This is a genomic window from Neorhizobium sp. T7_12 (assembly GCF_002968535.1).
Lineage (GTDB): Bacteria > Pseudomonadota > Alphaproteobacteria > Rhizobiales > Rhizobiaceae > Neorhizobium > Neorhizobium tomejilense.
Genome location: NZ_PVBK01000031.1, coordinates 13,470 through 32,220, shown reverse-complemented (window position 1 = coordinate 32,220; position 18,751 = coordinate 13,470). Strand labels below are relative to the sequence as shown.

Annotated in this window: 21 protein-coding genes; 11 read left to right on the top strand and 10 right to left on the bottom strand. The window is 63.3% G+C overall.

Annotated elements, in window-relative coordinates; translation table 11 throughout:
- Positions 1–7: 7 nt before the first annotated feature.
- Positions 8–997 carry an esterase-like activity of phytase family protein gene (locus C5J26_RS31280; protein ID WP_245441341.1) on the top strand — a complete coding sequence of 330 codons (990 nt, stop codon included), beginning with the start codon at positions 8–10 and terminating at the stop codon, positions 995–997.
- Positions 998–1,021: 24 nt separating this feature from the next.
- On the opposite strand, the gene C5J26_RS31275 is transcribed toward C5J26_RS31280, so the two are convergent.
- Positions 1,022–1,660: a queuosine precursor transporter gene (locus tag C5J26_RS31275; protein WP_105405316.1), complete on the bottom strand. Its 639-nt coding sequence runs from the start codon at positions 1,658–1,660 to the stop codon at positions 1,022–1,024.
- A gap of 116 nt (positions 1,661–1,776) precedes the next feature.
- Positions 1,777–2,076 (bottom strand): 50S ribosomal protein L28, encoded by a 300-nt coding sequence (gene rpmB / locus C5J26_RS31270; protein WP_037081685.1) that lies wholly within the window; start codon positions 2,074–2,076, stop codon positions 1,777–1,779.
- 250 nt (positions 2,077–2,326) lie between these two features.
- Between rpmB and C5J26_RS31265 the strand changes: the two genes are divergently transcribed.
- From C5J26_RS31265 to C5J26_RS31255, 3 genes are read left to right on the top strand one after another with little or no spacing between them, the layout of a single operon-like run.
- Positions 2,327–3,100 carry a DUF3108 domain-containing protein gene (locus C5J26_RS31265; protein WP_105405328.1) on the top strand — a complete coding sequence of 258 codons (774 nt, stop codon included), beginning with the start codon at positions 2,327–2,329 and terminating at the stop codon, positions 3,098–3,100.
- A gap of 35 nt (positions 3,101–3,135) precedes the next feature.
- On the top strand, positions 3,136–4,023 hold the full coding sequence (locus tag C5J26_RS31260) for a DMT family transporter (RefSeq protein WP_105405315.1): 888 nt from the start codon (positions 3,136–3,138) through the stop codon (positions 4,021–4,023).
- A gap of 35 nt (positions 4,024–4,058) precedes the next feature.
- Positions 4,059–4,712, top strand: coding sequence for a lysoplasmalogenase family protein (locus tag C5J26_RS31255; RefSeq protein WP_105405314.1), 654 nt, complete (start codon positions 4,059–4,061; stop codon positions 4,710–4,712).
- Here the strand turns inward: C5J26_RS31255 and C5J26_RS31250 are convergent.
- Both C5J26_RS31250 and gloB read right to left on the bottom strand, forming a co-directional pair.
- Positions 4,678–5,127, bottom strand: coding sequence for a cupin domain-containing protein (locus C5J26_RS31250; RefSeq protein ID WP_105405313.1), 450 nt, complete (start codon positions 5,125–5,127; stop codon positions 4,678–4,680). The genes C5J26_RS31255 and C5J26_RS31250 overlap by 35 nt on opposite strands.
- A complete protein-coding gene (gene gloB / locus C5J26_RS31245) occupies positions 5,128–5,898 on the bottom strand; it encodes a hydroxyacylglutathione hydrolase (RefSeq protein WP_105405312.1) in 771 nt (256 codons plus the stop codon).
- 88 nt (positions 5,899–5,986) lie between these two features.
- Between gloB and C5J26_RS31240 the strand changes: the two genes are divergently transcribed.
- From C5J26_RS31240 to C5J26_RS31230, 3 genes are all read left to right on the top strand, one after another.
- A complete protein-coding gene (locus tag C5J26_RS31240; RefSeq protein ID WP_105405311.1) occupies positions 5,987–6,727 on the top strand; it encodes a class I SAM-dependent methyltransferase in 741 nt (246 codons plus the stop codon).
- A gap of 174 nt (positions 6,728–6,901) precedes the next feature.
- On the top strand, positions 6,902–8,011 hold the full coding sequence (gene hisC / locus C5J26_RS31235) for a histidinol-phosphate transaminase (RefSeq protein ID WP_105405310.1): 1,110 nt from the start codon (positions 6,902–6,904) through the stop codon (positions 8,009–8,011).
- Complete coding sequence (locus tag C5J26_RS31230; protein ID WP_105405309.1) at positions 8,008–8,937, top strand: prephenate/arogenate dehydrogenase family protein; 930 nt, start codon at positions 8,008–8,010, stop codon at positions 8,935–8,937. The genes hisC and C5J26_RS31230 overlap by 4 nt, the downstream gene beginning before the upstream one ends.
- Positions 8,938–8,943: 6 nt before the next feature.
- Here C5J26_RS31230 and C5J26_RS31225 read toward each other — a convergent pair whose 3' ends face one another.
- Positions 8,944–9,948: a DUF2125 domain-containing protein gene (locus C5J26_RS31225; RefSeq protein ID WP_105405308.1), complete on the bottom strand. Its 1,005-nt coding sequence runs from the start codon at positions 9,946–9,948 to the stop codon at positions 8,944–8,946.
- 54 nt (positions 9,949–10,002) lie between these two features.
- On the opposite strand from C5J26_RS31225, the gene C5J26_RS31220 reads away from it, so the two are divergent.
- Complete coding sequence (locus C5J26_RS31220) at positions 10,003–10,539, top strand: gamma-glutamylcyclotransferase (RefSeq protein ID WP_105405307.1); 537 nt, start codon at positions 10,003–10,005, stop codon at positions 10,537–10,539.
- Here C5J26_RS31220 and C5J26_RS31215 read toward each other — a convergent pair.
- The 4 genes from C5J26_RS31215 to ftsE all read right to left on the bottom strand — a co-directional run bounded on the left by C5J26_RS31215 (position 10,532) and on the right by ftsE (position 13,923).
- The gene (locus C5J26_RS31215) at positions 10,532–11,332 is read right to left on the bottom strand and encodes a 1-acyl-sn-glycerol-3-phosphate acyltransferase (RefSeq protein WP_105405306.1); all 801 of its coding nucleotides are present in this window, start codon (positions 11,330–11,332) and stop codon (positions 10,532–10,534) included. The genes C5J26_RS31220 and C5J26_RS31215 overlap by 8 nt on opposite strands.
- Before the next feature lie 84 nt (positions 11,333–11,416).
- Positions 11,417–12,148, bottom strand: coding sequence for a YdcF family protein (locus C5J26_RS31210; RefSeq protein WP_105405305.1), 732 nt, complete (start codon positions 12,146–12,148; stop codon positions 11,417–11,419).
- Between the two features lie 64 nt (positions 12,149–12,212).
- Positions 12,213–13,163, bottom strand: a complete 951-nt coding sequence (locus C5J26_RS31205; protein WP_172724171.1) for an ABC transporter permease — start codon at positions 13,161–13,163, stop codon at positions 12,213–12,215.
- 100 nt (positions 13,164–13,263) lie between these two features.
- Positions 13,264–13,923, bottom strand: a complete 660-nt coding sequence (gene ftsE, locus C5J26_RS31200) for a cell division ATP-binding protein FtsE (protein WP_046605317.1) — start codon at positions 13,921–13,923, stop codon at positions 13,264–13,266.
- Between the two features lie 207 nt (positions 13,924–14,130).
- Here ftsE and C5J26_RS31195 point away from each other — a divergent pair, with 207 nt between their 5' ends.
- The 3 genes from C5J26_RS31195 to C5J26_RS31185 all read left to right on the top strand — a co-directional run bounded on the left by C5J26_RS31195 (position 14,131) and on the right by C5J26_RS31185 (position 15,904).
- Positions 14,131–14,790, top strand: coding sequence for a hypothetical protein (locus C5J26_RS31195; RefSeq protein WP_105405303.1), 660 nt, complete (start codon positions 14,131–14,133; stop codon positions 14,788–14,790).
- 62 nt (positions 14,791–14,852) lie between these two features.
- Entirely contained in the window at positions 14,853–15,395 is a 543-nt protein-coding gene (gene hpt, locus C5J26_RS31190; protein ID WP_038546323.1) for a hypoxanthine phosphoribosyltransferase, read from the top strand.
- A gap of 131 nt (positions 15,396–15,526) precedes the next feature.
- Positions 15,527–15,904 (top strand): response regulator, encoded by a 378-nt coding sequence (locus C5J26_RS31185; protein ID WP_037081707.1) that lies wholly within the window; start codon positions 15,527–15,529, stop codon positions 15,902–15,904.
- Between the two features lie 4 nt (positions 15,905–15,908).
- On the opposite strand, the gene C5J26_RS31180 is transcribed toward C5J26_RS31185, so the two are convergent.
- Complete coding sequence (locus C5J26_RS31180) at positions 15,909–18,662, bottom strand: TIGR02302 family protein (protein ID WP_105405302.1); 2,754 nt, start codon at positions 18,660–18,662, stop codon at positions 15,909–15,911.
- Between the last annotated feature and the right edge of the window lie 89 nt (positions 18,663–18,751).

Sequence of the window (18,751 nt, the reverse complement as noted above, 5' to 3'; positions counted from 1 at the left end):
CCGCCGCTTGAAACTTTCCCGCTTCGTCGTCTGCGCCGGCCTTTTCGGCGCCATCGCCTCCCCGGTGGCGCCTGCCACCGACAATGTCTCGGTCAGGGCTCGGGCTATCACTGAATTCAAGCGCGGTTCGTCGGAAACGCGCTTCGGTTCGCTCGAATTTCTCGGCGGGATCGAATTTTCGTCACCTGATAGCCGGCTTCAGTCGCTATCGAGCATCCGCTTTCGCGCCGATGGCGAAAGGTTCGTGTCGGTGCTCGATACCGGTTCCTGGCTGACCGGCCGCGTTGAACGGGATGCGAAGGGGCGTCTCGCCAACCTCACCGATCTCGCTATCAATCCGATCCTCATCCGTGGCGGCCGGGTCGGCTCGAAATACAATTCGGACGCCGAGGGGCTGGCGCTGCGGGACGGCCAGGCGATCGTCGGCTTCGAGCAGTTGCACCGCGTCGATGCCTATCCCGATCCGGGGTTCGAAACATCGGCGCCTCTGAAGAGCCTCGATCTACCCATTCCCCGCCACGAGTTCCGGATGAATGCGGGCATGGAGACGGTGGCGGTGTCACCTCAGACAGGTCCGCTCAAGGGGGCGCCTGTCGCGGTCACCGAGCATAGCCTCGATGACCGGGGCAACCTTTTCGCCGCGATCCTGGAAGGGCCGCTCAAGGGCGTGTTCACGGTGGTGCGGCACGATCCGTTCGACGCGACCGATGGCGCCTTTCTGCCAAACGGCGATTTCCTGCTGCTCGAACGCCGCTTCAGCTTCATCGGCGGCCTCGGCATGCGCATTCGCCTGATCAAGGGCGACAGCATCCGTCCAGGCGCTGCGGTGGATGGCGACGTGCTTCTCGAAGCCGATATGGGCTATGCGATCGACAACATGGAAGGGCTCGACGTCATCACCGGGCCGGAGGGCAAGCCGCATCTGATCCTGATTTCGGATGACAACGGCAATCTGCTGCAGCGTAACGTGATGCTGGAATTCCGCCTGACGCAGTGATGCCAGGCGGAATGCTCCTTGAGCTCAGCGGGCCGGGGCGACCTGCGGCATCGGCTTCAGCACGTTCATCAGGGCGCCATAGGGCAGGAGAAGAACGACGCCGACCAGGATCTTGACCACGAGGTCGCCGAGCGCCCAGGAGATCCAGCGCGGGGCTTCTGCGGCAAACGCGCCGAGGAGCGGTGCGGACTGGATCGCGAAGTCTTCGTTCGGGCCGATGAAGGCGAAGAGCGGGGCGAAGGCCAGCGAGAAAAATAGCAGCGTGTCGAGCGCCGAACCGAGCAGGGAGCCAGCGAGCGGCGCGCGCCACCAGGTCTGGCGGCGGAGCCGATTGAACACGGAGATGTCGAGAAGCTGGCCGACCAGATAGGCGGTGCCCGAGGCGATGGCGATGCGCGGGGCGGAGGCCAGGAACGACAGCGTCACGCCGACGACAAAGCCTGTGAGAACGACGCGTCGGGCGATCGAAGGCCCGAACTGCCGGTTGGCGAGATCGGTCACCAGGAAGGCAAAGGGATAGATAAAGGCGCCCCAGGTCAGAAGATCGCCGAGGGCGATGCCCCAGAACGTTCCGACGACCGGGAACTGGACCAGGAAGTTCGACGCGACCACGACGGCCGCCATCAGCAGGGCATAGATGAAAGTATAGCGTGAGCTCAGCATTTTTTTATCCTGGGTGATGCCACCAGTTGGAGTTCTATGAAGGCCAAGAGAAAAGGCCTGGCCGGTATTACCCGTTCAAGCCTTGTTCAAAGCCGGATGATTGGTCGTCAGGCCGACTAAGCCGCAGCAGCGACTTCGGCGGTCTTCTTGACGATCTGGCGGCGCAGCAGGCGGGCGCGCATCGACAGTTCGGTCTCATCGGACTTCAACAGGAAGGCGTCGAGGCCGCCACGATGTTCGACGGAGCGCAGAGCGTGTGCCGAGACGCGCAGGCGATAACGCTGGCCGAGAGCGTCGGAGATCAACGTAACCTGGCACAGGTTCGGCAGGAACCGACGGCGGGTCTTGTTGTTGGCGTGGCTTACGTTGTTGCCGGTCTGAACGCCCTTGCCGGTCAGTTCGCACACACGAGACATGGATACACCTTTGTTCTTCTGCAATCGGATGGTACTTCCGGACAATGCCGGTGCGCCGATCCAACTGGTCCTGAGTGGAAAGTTGCGGTTCTATAGTCAGTGGGGCTCGTCGCGTCAAGCCAAAACCTTGACCTAACCCTAAGAGAATCCGCCGCCAGTGCCGTGAAGCCGCTATTTTCTTGCCATGATGCACCGTCTATATGTCTGCGGGAAGACGCTTTTCGGCGTCCTCATCGGTCAGGGCAAAATCATGAACCTTCGCGGCAGTTTCGTCAGTGCCTTCGTGCTCGTCTTCGGGTTCACGGCCAATCCGCTCAGCTCGGCGGAAATCCGGCATGTCAGCGAATACAATATCTCGCTCGGGATCCTGCCGATCGCCAAGGCGTCTTTTGCCAGCGAATTCAACAGCAGCGACTACAAGATCACCGGAACGTTCAAATCGGCCGGGATCGTCAACATCATCAGCCGCATCTCCGCCGAAACCAGCGTCAGCGGGCGCATGCAGGCCGACAAGCTGCAGGCCGATCGCTACAACCTCGTCTACAGCGCCGGAAAACGCACGCGCATCTACGATGTCGAATACCGCAACGGCAATGTTACCGGGACGACGGTCAAGCCCGAGCCGACCCGCAATCCGGAGACCTGGATTCCGGTGACCGAAAAGGACCTGCGTGCCGTACTGGACCCGTTGAGTGGCCTCATCTTCCCGGGCGACGCCAAGGTCTGCCCCAGCCGGCTGCCGATCTACGACGGTGAGTCGCGCATGGACCTGGTGTTGACGCCGAAGGGCACCAGGCCGTTTTCGACCGACGGCTTCAAGGGCGAGGCGATCGTCTGTTCGATCCGCTACCTTCCGAGATCGGGCTTCAAGCGCGGGCGCAGCGATATCGAATACCTGCGCAAGACGCCGATGGAAATCTGGTTTGCCAAGGCGCAGTCGGTAAATGTATATGCTCCGGTCTATGCCGTCATCCCGACCAGGATGGGGCAGGTTTATGTGACGGCCGTCAAATATGGCGGCTGACTAAAGCGCCCGTCCGGGCGCCCAAGGGGGCAGGGGTGAAAATCCGGGGGACGTTGATCGGTTTTACGGCGATCCTGATGTGGTCGTTGCTGGCCCTGATGACGGCTGCATCCGGAAAAGTGCCGCCTTTCCAGATGAGCGCGATGACGTTCGCGATCGGCAGCCTGCCTGGCATCGTGCTTTTTATTGTCAGGCCCGAGCGTATCGCGCTCCTGAAACAGCCGCCGAAAGTCTGGATCACCGGGATCGGCGGCCTGTTCGGCTATCATTTTCTCTATTTCACGGCGCTCCGGAATGCGCCGGCGGTCGAGGCCGGGCTGATCGCCTATCTCTGGCCGCTGTTCATCGTCGTCGGTTCAGCCCTGCTGCCGGGCGAGAAGCTGCGCTGGTATCACGTGGCTGGCGCTGTCGCCGGGCTCTGCGGCACGATCGCCATCGTTTCCCGCAACGGACTTGCCTTCGACGACGCTTATCTCATGGGTTATGGCGCCGCCTTTCTCTGCGCTTTCACTTGGTCCGGTTATTCGCTGCTGACGCGGCGCTTCGACCGGGTTTCGACCGATGTCGTCACCGGCTTCTGCCTCGGTACCTCGCTGCTGTCGCTGATCTGCCATCTGGCGCTGGAGACGACCGTCTGGCCAGCCGATGGCGGCGAGTGGGCGGCGGTCGTCGGGCTTGGCCTGCTGCCGGTCGGCGCGGCCTTCTATGCCTGGGACTACGGTGTCAAGAACGGCGATATCCAGATCATCGGCGCGGCCAGTTATGCGGCGCCGCTGCTGTCGACGCTGATCCTGGTCGCATCGGGTTTTGCCGAAGCGAATTGGAACATCCTGCTTGCCTGCCTGCTGATCACCGGAGGGGCGGTGCTGGCGGCGCGGGATATGTTCCGGCCAAAGCCGATTGCGGAAGCCGTGGCCGAATAGGCGTTCCTTAAGGGTCGGGGACGTGGGGGGAAAAGATGTATCTGTTGTTGTGGGCGGTGCTTGCCGCCTCGATCGCGCTTGCGATCCATTATTTCCGCTGGTTGAAAAGACCGGCGGGCCATCTTCGCGCGGTGCTGAAGACCTTACCGGTCTTGCTGCTTGTGCTCTACGCCGGTCTTTCCGGCGCCCCGGCGCTGTTGATCGCAGCGCTGGCGCTGGGTGCACTCGGAGACACCTGCCTCGCCTACGAGGGAGAGCCAGCCTTCGTCGCCGGGCTCGCGGCCTTCCTCGCTTTGCATATTGCCTATGCGGCGCTGTTCTGGCCATCGATAGAACCGAGCCTGCTTTTCACCTCCGCCTGGCGTTATACGGCGGCATGGATCTTCGTGGTGCTGACGGGCATGACGTTGTTCATGCTGTGGCGACCTGCCGGACGGCTTGCCATCCCCGTCGCCGCCTACGGGATCGCGATCGTCGCCATGGCGCTTTCGGCGCTGGCGGTGAAGCCGATCCTGCCCGCGGCCGGCGCTGTGCTGTTCGTCATGTCCGACACTGCACTGGCGATCCAGAAATTCCTGGTCAAGCCGGATGCACCTGTCATGGCGAGGTTGAAGCCGTTCGTGTGGGGCACTTACTTCGCGGCGCAGCTGATCTTTACATTGGCGATTGCCGGGCTTCCTTCGGCCTAGGTGACGGCTCCCAGCCGGGCGGCGCCATCTCGAAGCTCGAAAACTGAAAGCCGGGTGCGACCGTGCAGCCGACCAGCGTGAAGCGGCCAAGCGGTTCCGCTGATTGCCAGGCGTCGGCCGGGACCACGGCTTGCGGCCGTTCTCCTGTGGCAAGGTCTGTTCCGAGCCTCACCTCTTCGACCGTCTCGCCGTTGGAAATCCGCAGCAGCAACGCATCACCGGCATAGAAATGCCAGGTCTCGGCCGCGTCGCGAACCCGATGCCAATGGGAGCGTTCGCCGGCTTCCAACAGGTAATAAATCGCCGTCGAATGGCCGCGCGTGCCGCCTTCGGCGTCCCGAAATGTCTCGACATACCAGCCGCCCTCCGGATGCCGCTGCATGCCGAGCGTGGTGATGATCTTCTCTGGCGTCATTCAGAAATTATCCTTGCGCTTGCGGATTTCGGCAAACACTTCCTCGTTGGATTTGCTCTCCATCAGGAGGTTGCGGCGGATGGCCGGGTCCGATGCGCGCAGGAAGGGATTGGTCTCCTTCTCCAGCCCGATCGTCGTCGGAATGGTGAACCGGCCGGCCGCGCGTTGCGCTTCGATCTCGCTCGCGCGCGCCTGCAGACGCCCGTTGTTCGGATCGACGCTCAGCGCGAACTTCGCGTTCGAAAGCGTGTATTCGTGACCGAAATAGACGGCCGTCTCGTCAGGCAGAACGGCGAGTTTCTGCAGCGAATGCCACATGTCGGCCGCCGGGCGTTCGAACAGTCGGCCGCAGCCGAGCGCAAACAGCGTGTCTGCCGCGAACAGGATCTTGTCGTCGGGGAAATGGTAGCAGATATGGCCGGCCGTGTGGCCCGGCGTCTCGAGGACGCAGACGAGATGATCGCCGAACTGGAACTCGTCACCATCCGCCATGGTCCTGTCGAGGCCGGGAATAGCAACCGCTTCGTTGAACGGGCCGATGATCTCCAGCCCGAACTTTTCCTTGAGCGCCAGGTTGGCTTCGACGTGGTCGCCGTGGTGGTGGGTGGTGAAGATGTGGGTGATCTTCCAGCCGCGGCGGTCCGCCGCCTCGAGGATCGGCTTTTCCTCCGGCGCATCGATCGAGGCCGTCAGGCCGCTTTCCGGATCGTGCACGAGAACGCCGTAATTATCGCTGCGGCATGAAAAAACTTCGAGTTCCAGTGGTCTCATAACATAACCCCATTGCTGAAAGTGTTTTGCGTCAGAATGTAGAGACTGGTCCCTTGAAGTCCAACCACCGTCTGGTACCAAATTACGCATGCATACGGATATCGTCGATCTTCGCGAATTCTATCACTCGCCCCTCGGCCACCTTGCCGAGCAGTCGATTACGTTCGCGCTGTCGTCGCTCTGGGCGCGGCTGCCGGAGGAGCGGCTGGTGGGCCTCGGTTATGCCGTGCCCTATCTCGACCGTTTCCGCGCCGATACGGAACGCACCTTCGCCTTCATGCCGGCGGGGCAGGGGGCGGTGAACTGGCCGGTCAGCGAGCTTTCCTCGACCGCTCTCGTCTTCGACGAGGAACTGCCGCTGCCGGACTCTTCCGTCGACCGCGTACTGATGGTGCATTCGCTGGAATTTGCCGAGAATCCGCGGGAGACCCTGAAGGAACTCTGGCGGGTGCTGGCGCCCGGCGGGCGGCTGGTCATCGTCGTGCCAAACCGGCGCGGCGTCTGGGCGCGCATGGAACACACGCCGTTCGGCTCCGGCCGGCCGTATTCGCGCGGGCAGCTCACCTCGCTGCTGCGCGAAACCAACTTTACGCCGGGCGCCAGCGCCGAGGCACTGTTCTTCCCGCCGTCGAAGATCCGCGCCGTGCTGAAGCTGCGCCAGGCCTTCGAGCGCCTGGGCCGGCGCTTCTGGCCGGTCTTTTCCGGGGTCATCGTGGTGGAGGCCCAGAAGCGGCTCTACCAGGGCCTCCCGGTCGCGGCGCGCGCCTCCCGGCGCGTCTTCGTGCCGGTGCTGGCGCCGCGGGGCGTGCCGACGACGCGGACCCGGTGAAGAAGCGATAGTCCTGCCCTTCGCTTGGCTCGGGGCGTTCGTCATTCGAAACGATTCACTGGATCGTTTCGTCGGCTGCGCCGACCAATCCTCACCACTCGACAAAGCAGAAATTCGGCTTTAATCCCACTGGATCACACCCGCCGTTTAAGGCTTTCCAAAAAGGTTGATCCGATGAGCATCGTCACGAGTGAGCCCGTTCCGCGTCCCGGCATTCTGGATATCGCCGCCTATGTGCCCGGCAAGGAACATGCTCCGGGCGTAGCGCGCGTCTTCAAGCTTTCGTCCAACGAGACGCCACTCGGCGCCAGCCCGAAGGCGATCGAAGCTTTCAAACAGGCGGCCGGCAATCTCGAACTTTATCCTGACGGTCAGGCGATGGCGCTGCGCGAGGCGATCGCCTCGGTGCACGGGCTCAATGTCGCAAACATCATGTGCGGCAACGGCTCGGACGAGCTGCTGGGCCTGCTTTGCCACGTCTATCTCGGCACCGGCGACGAAGCGATCATCACCGAGCATGGTTTCCTCGTCTACAAGATCCAGATCATGGGCGCCGGCGCCAAGGCGGTCGAGGTGAAGGAGAAGGATTGCACCGTTGATGTCGATGCGATCCTTGCCGCCGTCACCGACAAGACGAAGATGGTGTTCATCGCCAATCCCGGCAATCCGACCGGCACCTATGTCCCGGTCGCCGATATCCGCCGCCTGCATGCCGGCCTGCCGAAGAGCGTCATACTCGTGCTCGACGCGGCCTACGCGGAATATGTGCGCAAGAACGACTACGAAGCCGGCCTCGAGCTGGTGTCGTCCAACAGGAACGTCGTGATGACCCGTACCTTCTCCAAGGTCTACGGGCTTGCGGCGCTACGCATCGGCTGGATGTACGGCCCGGCCGGCATTCTCGACGCCCTGAACCGTGTGCGCGGCCCGTTCAACATGAACGCCCCGGCGATTGCCGCGGGTGCCGCCGCCATCCGCGACCAGGCTTTCGTCGAAAAGGCCGTCGAGCACAACAATCTCTGGCAGGGCAAACTCACCCATGCGCTGGAGACGGTCGGCCTCAAGGTGACGCCCTCGGTCGCCAATTTCGTGCTCATCCATTTTCCGGATGTCGACGGCAAGCGGGCGCCGGAAGCGGACGCCTTCCTCACCAGCCGCGGTTACATCCTTCGCGCCGTCCGCGGTTACGGTTTTCCGAACGCGCTGCGCATGACGATCGGCTCGGAAGAGGCCAATCGCGGCGTCATTGAGACGCTCGGCGAATTTATGGGCAAAAGCGCATGAGCACGCTGCTTTTCGACAGGATCGCGTTGATCGGCATCGGCCTGATCGGCTCCTCGATCGCACGGGACGTCAAGGAACTGGGCCTCGCCGGCGAGGTGGTGATTTCCACGCGCAGCGCTGAAACGCTCAAGCGTGCCGAAGAACTGGCGCTCGGCACGCATTACGTCTCCTCAGCCGCGGACGCGGTGAAGGATGCCGATCTGGTCATCGTCTCGGTGCCGGTCGGCGCATCGGAAGCGGTTGCAAAGCAGATCGCCGGCAGCCTGAAGGCTGGCGCGATTGTCACGGATGTCGGCTCCACCAAGGCCTCCGTCATCGCGCAGATGGCGCCGCATATGCCGGAAGGCGTGCATTTCATCCCGGGCCATCCGCTGGCGGGCACCGAAAAATCCGGCCCGGACGCCGGTTTTGTCGGCCTGTTTCGGGATCGCTGGTGCATCTTCACGCCGCTCCCGGAGACGGATACGGTCGCGCTCGACAAGCTGAAATCCTTCTGGATGGCGCTCGGCTCGCGCATCGACGAAATGGACCCGCAACACCACGATAAAGTGCTGGCGATCGTCTCCCACCTGCCGCACATCATCGCCTACAACATCGTCGGCACGGCGGACGATCTCGAAACGGTGACCGACGCGGAAGTGATCAAATATTCCGCCTCCGGTTTTCGCGATTTCACCCGCCTTGCTGCGTCAGATCCCACCATGTGGCGGGACGTCTGCCTGCACAACAAGGATGCGATCCTGGAAATGCTGGCGCGGTTTTCGGAGGACCTCGCCTATCTGCAGCGGGCGATCCGCTGGGGCGAGGGCGACAAGCTGTTCGAACTCTTCACCCGCACCCGCGCCATCCGCCGCTCGATCGTCCAGGCCGGCCAGGACGTCGACGCGCCGGATTTCGGTCGCCACGCGCTCGACGTCAAGAAGTGATCGCGCTCAGATCGGCGGAATTTCGCCGATCTGGATGAAGCCGCCAGCGAAAACCTTGCCGCGGTTGATGGTGAGGTCGAGCGACGCGCTCTTGCCGCGGCCGAGCGCGGACAGCATGTTGGCGGCGGTCTTCAGCGTCGGGGCGATCTGAGGAAACGCCTGGCTCAGACTGTCGCGCCACGCATCGATCTGTTCGATCCGGAGCTTCAGCTTGCCCGACAGATAACCCTGCTCGTCGAAGGAGAAGGGCCCGGAAACGGTGATCAGCTTGCCATCGCCGAGATCAGCCGAAATGCTGCGCATCTGGCCCTCAGTGCCATAGAGAACGGTTCCGTTCGGATCGGATCCGTCGATCATGCCGGCGCGGCCGGTCAGGGTCAGGTCGAGATTGGCCGTGAACCGCGGCAGAAGCTGCGGCAGGTCCTTCATCACCACATCGGTGTTTTGCAGCGTCATGGCCGCATCGAGGTCGGTGCCGTTCTGGCGCAAATGGATTTCGGTGTGACCGGCGCTGATATTGAAAGCCTGGCCGGTGGCCGATGACAGGATGTTCGTCCTGGCGTTCTCGATCACGGTGGAGGTGCGCTCCACCCCGCGAAACCGGGTGGTCAGGCTCGACTGGAAATTCTCCCAGGTGGTGGAGACCGAAAGTCCGTGGCCGGTGCGGAACTCGATCGGCGAATCGAGTTCCCAGACGATATGGCCGGGATTATAGACTTGGGCGGCGGACCGCAGGGATCCGAACATTGCGGAAATGCCGTTGGTGCGGTCGTCGACCGAGACCTTCGAGCAGAACAGGCCGATCCGGAACGGGTAGCCGCGATAGTCTGCGTTAGTGCATTCGGCCGAAATGCCGCGCCCTTCCTGGCTGCCGAGCAGGGCCAGCGTCCGCTCCTTCAGCATCGACGCCGCATAGAACCAGCCGGCGGTATAGAGTGCGATCACCAGCACCACTCCGCAGGCGAGTAGCCATAATTTGCCGCTGACGCCAGTTCGGCTTGACGCTGCCATGATGTTCTCCAATGGTGCTGAAAACTTGGGGCTGGATGCTTCAATTGGAATGGTGTGGCGCGGGATATGGACGAATTTTGGGTGTTTGGCTACGGGTCCCTGATGTGGAATCCGGGTTTTGCGTTCGAGGAAAGACTGCCCGCACGTGCCTTCGGCTTCCGCCGCTCCCTCTGCGTCTGGTCCTACGTGCATCGCGGCACTCCGGATCGCCCGGGCCTTGTCCTTGGTCTTGACCGTGGCGGCTCATGCCGCGGTGTCGCCTTCCGGGTGAGCGAGGAGAACCGGGCGGACGTGCTCGACTATCTGCGCCGGCGTGAACTGGTCACCAATGTCTATCTCGAGAAAATTTTGCCGGTGGCGCTCGGAGATGGGCGGCAGGCGAGGGCGGTCGGCTATATCGTCGATCGCCATCATGTCCAATATGCCGGCGCGCTCGAGATCGAGCAGGCGGCGGAAATCGTCCGCGTCTCCGCCGGCCAGTCCGGGCCGAACGACACTTACGTGTTCAACACGCTCGAGCATCTCAAGGAAATGGGGATCCGAGATCACTGGCTGGAAGGTGTCGGCGCCGCGGTGGCGGCTGCTATCTGACTTGCGCCGCAGTCTGGCCCTTCAGCTCCGCGAGCCGTTTGACCGCCGAGGGCGGCAGCGGCAGGTGCGGATTGGCGGCCACGGTCTCGACCAGCAGCTTGTCGCTTTCCCGTTCCAGCGTCTCGACCAGGTGGGCGTAGAAGGCATCCGGATCCATGCCCGGTGCGATCGGCGGCAGGATGCGGACCTTGAAATGGCCGGGATATTTGATGAGCTTGCGGCGACCCCAGAACAGGCCCCAATGGGCGACGACCGGCACGACGGGTACCTCGACGTCGCGATAGATACGGGCGATGCCGTAGCGGTATTGCGGCTCGGCGCCCGGCGGGCGGCGTGTGCCCTCGGGGTAGATGATGAGCTGGCGGTTGTTTGCCATCTCCTCCTTCGTCCGGTTCATGACGTCGACCATCACCTTGCCACGGGCGCCGCGGTTGACCGGGATCATCTTCTGCTTGGCGGCGTACCAGCCGAATAGCGGGATCCACATCAGCTCGCGCTTGAGGATATAGACCGGGTCCCGCTGCCAGGGCAGAAGTGCCACGGTATCCCAGGCGGATTGATGCTTGGGGGCGAAGATGCAGCCGCCCTCAGGCACGTTTTCCAGCCCCTCGATCTCGAAGGTGGCGCCGACGATCTTTGCCATCAGCCAATTGCAGGAGGCGGCCCAGGCTTTGGGGATGCGGTAGGCCGCCTTGCGCGGCATCAGGAAATAGATCGGGCTGAGCACGATCATGCGGACGATCAGGTTTGTGTAGAAGGCGATGTTGAAAAGAACCGAACGCACCAGCAGCATGAAAGGCTTCCTCTTGGACAGGCGTTGCCTACACGAGATCGCGCCGCGAAAAAAGCGCTAGGGCCTCATGCGGAGGGAAAAGTGTCAGGGCGCGGGCTTTGCCGCGGTCTTCGGCGGGTCTTCGTTGCGCAGTCCGGTACCGCGCTCGATGCCGAACCAATCGCGGCAGGTGGCGAGCACGACCTTGCCGTACTCGGAAAGCATGGTGCGCAACACGTCCGGCTCGGCGAACCAGGCTTTCCGGGTGAGATCGGAACTGACCACCGGATAGGCAATGAACTCCGTTACCGGATCGGCACGGCGAAGTTCGTGCAGGCTGCGCAGCATGTGATAATTGTTGGTGACGACCAGCACGGACCTGTATCCGTGGTCGTGGATCCAGCGGGTGATTTCGTTGGCATTGCCGATCGTGTCGATCGCATCGTAGCCGATATCGACGCAGCAAGCGAAAAGGTCCGGCGAGGCCTGCGTGACCTTGCGGATCTGGGTCGGGCTGGTGGACGGATGCGCGCCCGAGATCAGCAGGCGCTGGCCGGCTCCGTCCCGCAAAAGCCCGAGCGCCTGTTCTATCCTCAGGTAACCTCCGGTCAGGACGACGATCGCATCGGCCTTGACGCCGTCAGGCGTCTTCAGCGACGTCACGGCGTTTGCAAACCACAAAAAACCACCGAAAAGCAGGGCCAATCCGAGCACGCAGACCATGATGATGCGGCGCGCGGCCCATCGCAGCCGGCTGTTGCGCGAAAACACTCCCCCGAGCCACCGCCGCGGGTGGCGGTCCGCTCCATTTTCGGGTGTGGTCGGGGCCGGTGTCATGATTGTCCATAGCCGGAGATTCGTGGCGAGAACAGGGCCAACCTACAGAGGGAAGGCAACCGATTCAAGAAGCTGATAATCCGTCGGATCGCGCCGGATCGGAACGGATCAGGTCGATCTCGTCGATCGTGCGCATGACCGTGAACCGGGCCGTCAGGGTCGTCAGCAGCGCGATCACCACCATGGTCGCGAAGATGCCGAGATAACCGCCGACGCCGATGGTGAAGGAACCGAACAGCGCGCTTGCCTGGTCGCTCTCCGGCGTCGCCAGCGAATTGGCCTGCCACATGTTGGCAATGGCGAATATCGCGGCCGCAAGCGCGCCGCCGGCGGCCGAGCCCTTGATGCTGATCTTCAGGAAATGTTTCTGGAATTCGCCGGCTACGAAAGAGCTTTCGGCACCGACGAAATGCAGCACCTCGACGATATGTCGATTGCCGGACAGCGCCCCGCGGGTCGCGAAGATCACCGTCAGGATCATTGCCGTGAAAACCAGGACGAGGACGCCCATGCCGATCAGCACCGTCGTATGGGCCATGGACACCAGGCGGTCCACCCAGGTGCGGTGGTCGTCGAGGAAGGCCTGCGGGATTTCGGTCTTCAGGAGATCGCGCATCCCGGCGAAATCGGGCGGGTTCTGCTCGTCTATGGTGACGATGACGAGGCGCGGAACGGGCAGGTCGGCGAGGTTCAGCCCGGTGCCTAGCCACGGCTCCAGAAGCCTTGCGGTCGCGCTTTCGTCCATGATCGTGCCTTCGCGGGTGCCGACGAAGGTGAGCGCCAGGTCGCGGGCCTTCTTCAAAGCCGCGTTCATGTCGAGCCCGTCGTCCGGCTTGATCTGGATGGTGATCTCGCGGGAGATCTGGCTCTGCCAGCTCGATGCCGTGGCCCTCACCATGCTCACCGCGCCGAGCGTCAGGCAGGCAAGGAAGGCCATGATGGCAATCACCACCATCAGCGCATTGCCCTGGATGTTGGAGGGCGGCAGGATCGGCGCGGTCGGGCGCACCCGCATCTCGACGCGGCGCGCCTGCTTCTGGCCTGCTGGTTGAGTCTGCTGCTCGTTTTCGGGCCTCTGCGATTGGGCGCTCTTCGGCGCTTTCGGGCGGCTCAGCTCATTCATAGATGTCGAGCCGCCCTTCGGTGAGGATCATCCGCCTTGCATCCACCTGGTCCATCAGCGCCAGATCGTGGGTGGCGATGACGACAGCGGTGCCGAGCCGGTTGAGTTCCAGGAAGAGATTGAGGAGCCGGCGCGCCATCGGCGGGTCGACATTGCCGGTCGGTTCGTCGGCGAGCAGGATTTCCGGCTGGTCCATCAGGGCGCGGGCGATCGCGGCACGCTGCTTCTCACCGCCCGAGAGGACGGCGGGCAGCACGTTGATGCGCTCGCCGAGCCCGACCCATTTCAGAAGCTCGATCACGTCGTTGCGGTAGGAGCTTTCGTCCTTGCCGCGCACGCGCAGCGGCAGGGCGACGTTCTCGTATGTCGTCAAATGGTCGAGCAGGCGGAAATCCTGGAAGACGATGCCGACCCGGCGGCGCAGCATCGGCAGTTCGGCACGGGGGATCTGCGACAGGTCGCGGCCGAACATGTGGATGATGCCGCGGGTCGGATGCAGCGACATGAACAGCAGGCGCAGCAGGGTGGTCTTCCCAGCGCCCGATGGGCCCGTGAGGAACTGGAACGAGCGCTTGGGGATGTCGAAGGTCATATCCCGGAGGATTTCGGGACCCATCCCATAGCGCAGACCAACATTTTCGAAATGAATCAACGGATGACCCAGTCCTCGCTCTTTCGACTCTCTGGTGCCCGTCTATCTCTTAACGACCCGGGTAAACGAACGGTAAATCACGCGCGGAAAAGGGCTAATTTCAGGCCGTATTTGCGAAGCGTTAACCATTTCAATTTACGACTGAGCAGGATTCGATTCAATGCCCGCAATCCCGAAGAAAGGGGAAAACGGGCCGAAGAGGGCCCCATGAGCACGTTTGGCAGCCATCAGGGCAAGACAGCCATCCGGATGGACATCCTGCCGCCGGAACCTTCCAGGCGCACGACCCGGGTAAATGCGCGGCGCGGCGAGGTGGTCGATGCCCAGTTCGTCCCGGTTCGCGAGACCTTCCGCAGGAACCAGACCCCGCGCTCGCACAACGACAACCGAACCATGCGCGCGGATTCCGCAGTCGCCGCATCGTCGTTCGCTGAGCGGGTCCTCGCCCGCATAGAGCGTGGCCTGATGCGTCTTTCCGCCGACTTCTTCTCCGCGGTCGTTGCCATCGTCTTCGTTGCCGTTTTCAGCCTCGCGGGCGGCTTCACCTTCCTGTTTGCCGGGTCAGCGACGGCCGAGGCCGGACCGACGCTCGACATCACCCATGTGACGATGACGCCGCAGGATGCCAACGGCATGCGCGTGCTGCTGATCAACGGCATCGTCGAGAACCGTAGCGGCGGCAATCGTGCCATGCCGCAGATTCGCGCCGAGTTGATGTCGGGCCAGACGCTCATTACGACGACGCTGATCTCGCCGCCGGCCTCGTCAATCGAAGGCGGTCAGAGCCGTGGTTTTTCGGCACGCGTGCCCCACCCCGGTGGAAAACTGCCCGATCTGCGGCTTTCCTTCGCCGAGCGCGGCGCCTAGAGCTTTCTCTTTCCCGGCTGATTGTGGTATCGCGGTTTTTTACGGACACGCAGGAGAACCTCATGCCCGTCGTACGCGGCAAAATCATCGAGCCGCTTTATACCGCCGAACAGATCGCTGAGCGCAACCATGCGATCGCGGCGCAGATCGCCACCGGACCGACCAAGGATCTCTTGGTCATCGCCATTCTCAAGGGCTCGTTCATCTTCGCCGCCGACCTGTTGCGGGCGCTGCATGACGTGGGTCTGGCGCCGGAAGTCGAGTTCGTCACGTTGTCGAGCTACGGCGCCGGAACCGTTTCGCAAGGGGTGCGGATCGTCAAGGATATCGACAGCGACGTAAAGGATCGCGACGTTCTGTTGATCGACGACATCCTGGAATCCGGCCGGACGCTGAAATTCGCCAAGGAAATGCTCTATGAGCGTGGCGCCCGCAATGTTTCCGTCGCCGTGCTGCTCGACAAGCGCGTCAAGCGCCAGGAGGACCTGGAGGCGGATTACGTCGGTTTCGAATGCCCGGACTACTTCGTCGTCGGTTACGGCATGGATGTCGCCTACGCTTTTCGCGAGCTGCCTTTCGTCGGTGTCGTGACCGGAGACGCCTGACCGATTTGCCTGGCCCGAGCGAGACGAGGTGTTAACCATGTCGGCCCGCAATGGGCCGGCGTTTACTCCTCGACAAGAAAACTCTGTTGATTTGCTTCCCACATAAACAAAACACGGGAGCGATCACCGCAATGGCAAAAATCCTGATTACCGAAGACGAGGATTCGCTCCGCATGTTCGTTGCGCGGGCGCTTCGTCTCGATGGTCATGAGACCCATGAAGCGGGCGACGGCGCGGAGGGTCTCGAAAAGCTGAGCGAAGGGCCTTTCGACCTGCTGCTTTCCGACATCCGCATGCCGGTCATGGATGGCATAGAACTGGTGCACCAGGCGTCGGCCAGGTTCCCGGATCTCAAGATCCTGCTGATGACCGGTTATGCGGAGCAGCGGGAGCGAGCAGACGATCTCGCGGCCAAGGTGATCGATGTGGTGCAGAAGCCGTTCGCGCTGCCCGATATCCGCCGGGCCGTCGCCTCGGCGCTGGCGACCGGAAACTCCCGAGCCGCCTGATCGCTCAGCGAATATCCAGAAGCCGTTCCAGGTATTGCCGCTCCGCCTCGCCGGAGAGCGCATTGCCGAGCTTTTCGCGGATCGCTTCAAGGATTTCCCGGGCACGCTGGACGTCGATTTCGTCAGGCACCTTCACCTGATCGCCGAAATCCGGGCCTGACGTGGCGCGCGGGCGCCCGAGCGGATCGCGCCCGTTCTGGCCTCCCTGGGTCATGTTCTCGCCCGGGCCGCCGCGCTCCTGGCCTTCGCCCTGACCCTGGCCCTGCTGCTGCATGGCCTGCATCATCTGCTGCATCATGTTCTGGGCACCCTGACGAAGCGCATTGAGCGCATTGCCTTGGCCCTGAACCGCCTGGTCGCCCTGGCCTTCGCCGAGTGCCTTGCCGGCATTGCCCATCTCGCTCTGCGCCTTGCCGAAACCTTCGCCGGGCTGCATGCCGAGGCCCTTCAGCGCCTGCTGCAACTCTTCCAGCTTCTTGCCGAGGCCTTCCTGCTGGGCGCGGAGGTTCTTCAGCGCTTCCCGAAGCTGCTCCGCAGTCATCTGGTCGGTGTTCTGCTGCCCTTGCTGCCCTTGCTGACCTTGCTGACCTTGTTGGCCCTGCTGACCTTGTTGTTGCTGGCCCTGCTGCTGTTGCCCTTGCTGGCTTTGATCGCCGGGCCGCTCGCTGGGATCGCCGCGCTGCATGCGGTCGCGCAGCGCCTGATCCAGCTTGAAGGTCTGGTCCATCAGCCGCTGCTGTTCCTGCATGATCTCGCCGAGCTTGTCGATCTGCTGGCGCATCTGGCCGTTCTGCTGCTGCTGGCCCTGCTGCCCGCGCTGGGGCCTGCCGGCCTGCAGGTTGTTCATCATCCGCTGCAGCTCGTTGAGCATCTGCTGGGCGGCATCGCGATTGCCGGACCGGGCGAGGTTCTCGATCTGGTCCATCATGTTCTGCAGGTCGCGCTGCCGGATGACGTTCTGGGACTGCATGTTGTTGGGCGCCTGCGGGGCGTTCTGCATCCGCTGCGCGAGTTCGTTCATGAACTGCTGCATGGCTTCGCGCAGTTCCTGCATCAGCCGGGCGATCTCCTGGTCGGACGCCTTGTTCTGCAACGCTTCGGCGAGATTGCGCTGGGCGTCGCGCAGGCGGCGCTCCGCCTGCGACAGGTCGCCATCCTCGATGCCGAGCGCGATCTCCCAAAGATATTCGGCGGTATCCTTCAGCTGCTCCTCGTTGCGGGCGAGTTTCATGCGTTCGAGCGCCGAGCGGATCAGCAGGAAATGGCTGAGATTAGGGATGGTTTCGTCGGGGCGGATCGCCAGCGCCTCGTTGAGTTCGATGGCGCGGGGCATCTGGCGGGTGTCGAGCGCGAAGACCTGGCGCTCTTCCGCGACGGCGGCGGCGAGCGGCTCGGAGAAGCCGCGCGACGGCAACACCATTTCATGGGCCGGGCTGCGGCCGGTCTGGCCGGCGCCGTCCTTGGCGACCAGGGTGATCCTGACCCGCTTGCCGGCGAGCGGATGCTCGATCAGGCTGCGGCTCGTCAGGGCCTTGACCTCGCGGCTGTTCTGCCGCGGCAGGTCGAGCCGGTAGTCCGGGGCCGGATAGAGCGGGGTCGCGCCCGGAGCCGGCTGATCGACCGGTTCGATCAGCGCATGGGCTTCCCGAATGCCGTAATCGTCCTTGCCGGTGAAGCCGATTTCGAGCGCGCCGTTGACCGAACGCTTCGGCTGGCCGTCGAAGGCGATTTCCGGCGGCCGGTCGGGGATGACGTCAAAAGCCCAGCTCTGGCCGTTGACAGTCAGGCTGCCGCTCTCGGCGACGTTAAGCGCATAGGTGCGGGGTGGCCGCTGCTGGTTGGGCTGCTGCGGCGCAGCCTGCTGAGCCGGTGGCTGCTGGGTGGTCTGCTGCCCCTGCTGGCCGGGGGCGCCCTGCTGGGGTTGCTGCGCCGCCGTTTCCGCCGCCTTCTTGGCTTCCTCGGTGATCAATGTCGACGGTTGCCCGCCGGCCTTCGGGGCGAAGACCACGGCCTCGCCGCCTTCACCGCCGGTGACGCGCACGGTCAGCGCCGAATTCCGCGGGATCGAGACGGCAGCAGTGGTGGTGGTGACTTCGCGGCCGGTCAGGAAGACCGGCGCGCGGCCGGTATAGGACGGCGGCGTCAGCCAGGCGTCGATGCGCAGGTCCGGGTTGATGCTCGGCGCCGGCGGCGCGGGCCGGAAGGCATCGGCAGGAGAACCGCCGCCGTTCGAGAAGGAATAACCGAGCGCGACGACGAAGACGAGAGCGGGAATGGCACGCAGGGCAAACCGATCGTGCCGGGCGATATCGGGCTGCGGCAGGCCGGCATCGAGCGCCGCGATGCGCTCGGCCATGCGGATCTGGTGTTCCTTCCAGAGCGCGCGTGAGAAGGGCGTCTCGAAAGCCGGATGGTCGTCCTGGACGCCGACCGGCTGGTGCGGCAGGTTGTTGCGGACTTCGAGAAGCCGATCAGCGTCGGCCACCGCCGGCCAGCGCAGGCGGCTGAACGGCAGCAGCGCGTATACGAAGGCAAAGGCAAAGCCGCCGACCAGGACCCATCGCAGCCAATCCGGAGCGATCCGGAAAATCCCGAACCAGGCAGCCGAGAGAAAGAGCGCCGCTATAGCGAGGGGTGCGAGCAGCAGCGGCAAAATCCGTTCGAAAAACAACACGATCCGGGCGAAGGACCGTTTCAGTGCAACGCGACGCGCAAGCACAGGATGCAATTCGAAGGCACCTTTGCGGATGAAGCTCATGCGGTCCGACTCCAGTCGTGGCGGCGCAAATCAAGCTTCCAAGATAACGATGTTTGTGGCGAAGACGAGGGCAGGGGGCGATCCGCCCC

What these genes read in the sequence shown, in the direction of transcription:
- C5J26_RS31275 (WP_105405316.1), bottom strand. Translation starts at nt 1,660, where the DNA reads ATGCTGAGCTCACGCTATACTTTCATCTATGCCCTGCTGATGGCGGCC.
- rpmB (WP_037081685.1), bottom strand. Translation starts at nt 2,076, where the DNA reads ATGTCTCGTGTGTGCGAACTGACCGGCAAGGGCGTTCAGACCGGCAAC.
- C5J26_RS31265 (WP_105405328.1), top strand. Translation starts at nt 2,327, where the DNA reads ATGAACCTTCGCGGCAGTTTCGTCAGTGCCTTCGTGCTCGTCTTCGGG.
- C5J26_RS31255 (WP_105405314.1), top strand. Translation starts at nt 4,059, where the DNA reads ATGTATCTGTTGTTGTGGGCGGTGCTTGCCGCCTCGATCGCGCTTGCG.
- C5J26_RS31250 (WP_105405313.1), bottom strand. Translation starts at nt 5,127, where the DNA reads ATGACGCCAGAGAAGATCATCACCACGCTCGGCATGCAGCGGCATCCG.
- gloB (WP_105405312.1), bottom strand. Translation starts at nt 5,898, where the DNA reads ATGAGACCACTGGAACTCGAAGTTTTTTCATGCCGCAGCGATAATTAC.
- C5J26_RS31240 (WP_105405311.1), top strand. Translation starts at nt 5,987, where the DNA reads ATGCATACGGATATCGTCGATCTTCGCGAATTCTATCACTCGCCCCTC.
- hisC (WP_105405310.1), top strand. Translation starts at nt 6,902, where the DNA reads ATGAGCATCGTCACGAGTGAGCCCGTTCCGCGTCCCGGCATTCTGGAT.
- C5J26_RS31230 (WP_105405309.1), top strand. Translation starts at nt 8,008, where the DNA reads ATGAGCACGCTGCTTTTCGACAGGATCGCGTTGATCGGCATCGGCCTG.
- C5J26_RS31225 (WP_105405308.1), bottom strand. Translation starts at nt 9,948, where the DNA reads ATGGCAGCGTCAAGCCGAACTGGCGTCAGCGGCAAATTATGGCTACTC.
- C5J26_RS31215 (WP_105405306.1), bottom strand. Translation starts at nt 11,332, where the DNA reads ATGCTGCTGGTGCGTTCGGTTCTTTTCAACATCGCCTTCTACACAAAC.
- C5J26_RS31210 (WP_105405305.1), bottom strand. Translation starts at nt 12,148, where the DNA reads ATGACACCGGCCCCGACCACACCCGAAAATGGAGCGGACCGCCACCCG.
- C5J26_RS31205 (WP_172724171.1), bottom strand. Translation starts at nt 13,163, where the DNA reads ATGCGGGTGCGCCCGACCGCGCCGATCCTGCCGCCCTCCAACATCCAG.
- C5J26_RS31195 (WP_105405303.1), top strand. Translation starts at nt 14,131, where the DNA reads ATGAGCACGTTTGGCAGCCATCAGGGCAAGACAGCCATCCGGATGGAC.
- hpt (WP_038546323.1), top strand. Translation starts at nt 14,853, where the DNA reads ATGCCCGTCGTACGCGGCAAAATCATCGAGCCGCTTTATACCGCCGAA.
- C5J26_RS31185 (WP_037081707.1), top strand. Translation starts at nt 15,527, where the DNA reads ATGGCAAAAATCCTGATTACCGAAGACGAGGATTCGCTCCGCATGTTC.
- C5J26_RS31180 (WP_105405302.1), bottom strand. Translation starts at nt 18,662, where the DNA reads ATGAGCTTCATCCGCAAAGGTGCCTTCGAATTGCATCCTGTGCTTGCG.